The 3,667-nt window shown below is 46.5% G+C and carries 4 protein-coding genes; all 4 read left to right on the top strand.

All coding sequences use genetic code 11. The features are described 5' to 3' along the window. Positions 1-703: hypothetical protein (locus H6S82_RS23640; RefSeq protein WP_191056801.1), on the top strand; the 703-nt coding region annotated here is incomplete at its 5' end. 43 nt (positions 704-746) lie between these two features. Beyond that, entirely contained in the window at positions 747-896 is a 150-nt protein-coding gene (locus H6S82_RS23635; protein ID WP_190475221.1) for a hypothetical protein, read from the top strand. Positions 897-981: 85 nt separating this feature from the next. Continuing rightward, positions 982-2,040: an NAD(P)-dependent alcohol dehydrogenase gene (locus H6S82_RS23630; RefSeq protein WP_190475224.1), complete on the top strand. Its 1,059-nt coding sequence runs from the start codon at positions 982-984 to the stop codon at positions 2,038-2,040. Positions 2,041-2,780: 740 nt separating this feature from the next. After that, on the top strand, positions 2,781-3,518 hold the full coding sequence (locus H6S82_RS23625) for a hypothetical protein (RefSeq protein ID WP_190475225.1): 738 nt from the start codon (positions 2,781-2,783) through the stop codon (positions 3,516-3,518). The last annotated feature ends 149 nt before the right edge of the window (positions 3,519-3,667 follow it).

The following is a 3,667-nucleotide window of genomic DNA, read 5'->3' as shown; positions in this document are numbered from 1 at the left end:
GATCAGAACAGATGCGCCCGGATCGGGGTTTGGCGAAGTCAGGCAACGCACGCACATTTCTCGCAGTGCCGATCGCAGTTTCTTCTTTTTAACAGAATCGAATATATCCAGCGGCCCCATATTTACCTACGATCCGAATGGGGAAGGACAAGAAAAATTTAATCTCAATTTGAGCAATGCAACTAACGCCAACATTTTGGACGATCGAGGTGTGGGTACGATTAAGGCTGACCAATTTCCCAGTAAAGGTGAAACAAATACTTTCCACAGTAATGCTTTGTCCTCACTAAATCGCGATGGTTCGCTGATTGCATTGGAGTCTTATCCCAGCGACATAGTTATCCGCGATAAAAGCTTGAATCCTGTTAAAACGCTGACAGGATATGAAGGTGGGATGGTGTTCGATTCCAAGCGGGATATCCTCTACGCTGCTAACGTTAGTACCGATCGAATTGTGGCTTTTGATACTAATAGCTGGAATCAGTTATATACCCTCAACATCGGAGAAAATATTAATGGCGACGATTCTTTTGGTTGGAATTTTGGCAGTGGGTTAATGTCAGTTAGCGATGATGGAAAGTACCTGTTTATGTCAACGCCTTCCGGCGTGCGAATGTTCGATTTACCCCAACTCGGTAGCCACGCTGTCACGCTTGGTTCCGGACAGGTTGTGAATGCGATCGACTTTGGTAGCTCTGTATGATTGCTTTCCCGTAAAGGTTAATCGATAATACGAAGCTAAAGCAATGAAAAATGATTCCAGTTTCCGATCGGGATTCTGGATTTTTTTTCAAGAGTCGATCGAGCAAGAGATTCGCCGACTGACAACCAAAATGGTGTCAAAGCTAACCTTGCGTGTTAAAAAATTTCCATCCCTACCGATAGAGCAGGGATAAACGCTCAATCTCTACCATTGGGATAGCCACCAAAATGGCATCAAGCGAAGGAATTAAGAAAATAGACATCTAGGAGCATCAATCTATGTATAACGCCAAGGCTTACTCTGCTGCCAGTGCGACATCACCCCTAGCCTCCGATACGATCCCCAGGCGAGATCCCACCGAATACGACGTACAGATCGAAATCCTCTTCTGCGGCATCTGCCACTCCGACCTCCATTCAGTGCGTAACGAGTGGAGCAGCGCCATGCCCACTGTCTACCCGATCGTTCCCGGTCACGAGATGGTCGGTCGCGTCACCAAAGTCGGCTCGGCAGTTACCAAGTACAAACCTGGCGACAAGGCGGCGATCGGCTGTATGGTCGAATCGGATGGAACCTGCCCCCAGTGTAAAGCTGGCTTTGAGCAGTTCTGTCCAAACCTAACCCTTACCTACAACTCTCCAGACAAGCACCTGGGAGGCGTTACATACGGTGGCTACTCCGATAGCATCGTCGTCGATGAACGCTTCGTTCTGCGCGTCCCCGACCACCTCGATCTCGCTGGAACCGCCCCACTCCTGTGCGCCGGAATTACAACCTATTCACCCATCCGCCACTGGGGTGTCACCAAGGGCAAGAAAGTTGGCGTGGTCGGTCTGGGCGGACTGGGACACATGGGCGTGAAGTTCGCTCGTGCGTTCGGAGCCCACGTCGTTGTCTTCACTACTTCACCTGACAAGAAGGAAGACGCGCTCCGCCTGGGAGCCGACGAAGTGGTCGTCTCCCGCAACACCGACGAGATGCAAAAGCACGCTGGCAGTTTCGATTTCATCCTCGATACCGTCTCTGCTAAGCACGACATCGATGCTTATCTTAACCTGCTCACCCGCGACGGCAACATCACTCTTGTCGGCGCACCAGAAAAGCCTCTGGAAGTTTCGGCATTCAGCCTCATCATGGGTCGTCGCAGTCTTTCCGGCTCAAACATCGGCGGCATCGCCGAAACTCAGGAAATGCTGGATTTTTGCGGCCAGCATAACATTACCGCCGATGTTGAAGTCATCCCCATTCAGAAGGTCAACGATGCCTACGAGCGACTGCTCAAGTCTGATGTGAAATACCGCTTCGTAATTGATATGGCATCCCTGAAATCTGAATAACCGAGGTTCTACCTCGAACGGCTAACAATGCAAACGCGCAAACTTGGAAAAAGTAACTTAGAAGTCTAGGCGATCGGGCTCGGCTGTATGGGAATGAGCTTTTCCTATGGCCTGCCCAAAACAGCCAGGAGATGACCATTTTTTGAATTCAAAATTCAAAATTCAAAATTCAAAATGCTTGCATTAAAAAGAGAACTGATGCGTCAATTAAATAATTCGGCGTACAGGCTCCCACTGATTCTATGAATTAGTGGTCTAAATCAGTGGCGGGTTTCAAGCATCCACTGATTGTCATGCGTGAATCGATCGTTCACAATTTTGCAAAAGGGTAGCGCTTCTGAAGGAGAAATGATATTTGCAATAGCCGCTCTTTTTTGCCGCTCTTTTTTATACAGTTAATGGTTGGAAGAGCTAGCAAGTAGCAACAACCAGATAAAATGGGTTGAGGAGGTGCGATCGCATCCATTCTATCCCTCATTCCCTTCCCCCCACTACAATAAACATCTCCTCCAAAAGAATCTCGGCAGGCAGGATGCCTACCCGACAAGAATTTTTGCAGATGTCTAATGGTTAAAGGGAACGATCTGCCCAAACCAAACTCTACAATCAAGTGCGTTCGCATCCCCACAGACAATGCCGATCGAATCCTAGCATTGAGTTAATGTATTAAACTGGATGTAATATTATTCATCTCCCCCTCTCACACCCTGGCTTTTGCTTGCATATGGGAGTCTACAGCTATGAAATCCAGTGTTCGTGACTTTGAGATAACTAATAACGACTTAAAAGCTTTGACTGGTTTAGATAAGGATGATGTCTTGCTAGGAGGAACAGCTTTTACCGTCAAAGATTATTTCTTGAATCTTGTGAATGGAATTTTGTCTGCCAAGTTAGAAGCACCCAGAAAAGAACTGACGCTACTGATAGTGTTATGGTTATTCTCCGTGTATATTGTAGGTACTTTATCTGTACTGATTTTTGAGCGCATTATCCCCATTATTCCAGGTTGGCTGAGCAATATTATAATTGTATTGGCAGCAGTTATAACTAGCCTGACAGTGCGATGGTATTGGCTCCAAAAGTATGTTACCCCATTTGTAGGGAGCTTGGTCAAACAAGCAGAAAATTACAATCAAGTTGTTGGGGATATGCGTGCGATCGACAATCGGGAAGACGAAAATAAACAAAACTTAAATTTAAGGGATAGGCAGAAAGTAGTTGAAGCGATGGAACTGGCAAGATACGATTTGGTAAGAGCTTTTACAATCGAGAGAAAGTTCAGAAAAAATAAAGATTATGTCGATACAGAAGATGAATTATCGATAAGTAATGTAGCCACTTTGTTGCAATTGCGAGTCAGCGATCCAAATAGCGAGTATGCACGATTGCTTAATGAAACGTTACAAGTGGCAGTCAGAACGCAAGAAGAAATGAGAAAATTAAGTGGGTTGCACGATCGGCACTTAATTCAACCGTGAGCGATCGCACCCCAATCCTGGCAGTAAAAGCAGTAAAATAGTCGATGTGTTGAGCTTACTCTGCCACTCCCAGCAGTTGAAGCAGGAACGCGGTTACTCCCTTCCCGCTCAAAGAATATGTATTGCATTAGGGGGGAGTGGGGGAGAAA

Origin of the sequence: Planktothrix sp. FACHB-1355 (genome assembly GCF_014748295.1) — a bacterium.
GTDB classification, from domain to species: domain Bacteria; phylum Cyanobacteriota; class Cyanobacteriia; order Cyanobacteriales; family Aerosakkonemataceae; genus Aerosakkonema; species Aerosakkonema funiforme_A.
The sequence above is the reverse complement of the archived record's forward strand: the minus strand, read 5'-3'. Positions and strand labels throughout refer to the sequence as shown.

Bases quoted from the DNA above. Each gene is read 5' to 3' on its own strand.
- H6S82_RS23635 (WP_190475221.1), top strand. From the start codon at position 747: ATGAAAAATGATTCCAGTTTCCGATCGGGATTCTGGATTTTTTTTCAA.
- H6S82_RS23630 (WP_190475224.1), top strand. From the start codon at position 982: ATGTATAACGCCAAGGCTTACTCTGCTGCCAGTGCGACATCACCCCTA.
- H6S82_RS23625 (WP_190475225.1), top strand. From the start codon at position 2,781: ATGAAATCCAGTGTTCGTGACTTTGAGATAACTAATAACGACTTAAAA.